This is a genomic window from Tamlana crocina (assembly GCF_012037625.1).
Genome location: NZ_JAAVJS010000545.1, coordinates 1 through 349, shown reverse-complemented (window position 1 = coordinate 349; position 349 = coordinate 1). Strand labels below are relative to the sequence as shown.

General features: G+C 49.6%; 1 protein-coding gene. It reads left to right on the top strand.

The window, feature by feature from the left end; genetic code table 11:
• Window positions 1–349: serine hydrolase (locus HC176_RS17980; protein ID WP_167920372.1), on the top strand; the 349-nt coding region annotated here is incomplete at both ends.

Sequence of the window (349 nt, the reverse complement as noted above, 5' to 3'; positions counted from 1 at the left end):
GATCGTTCGGCAGTGAATTACAATCTCATCGGGGATAAGTCGAACGTAATTGACGGCCATGCTCCTACAGACGGAAAACTGGTCCCCGTCGGCCTCAGCTTTACTGAAGCTGCCAATCCTGCCGCAGGAGTATATTCTTCTGTAGCCGATATGAGCAAATGGGTACAGGCACAGCTTAAAAGCGGTAAGTACGGTGAGAATCTGGAGAAGCAACTCTTCAGCGAACGGCAGCACCGCGAGATGTGGACACCGCAAACACTTACCGGCACCGGAAAAGGAGATTACAATACACATTTTAAAGCCTATGGTTTAGGCTGGTTTCTTAGCGATGTCAATGGCTACCTCGAAG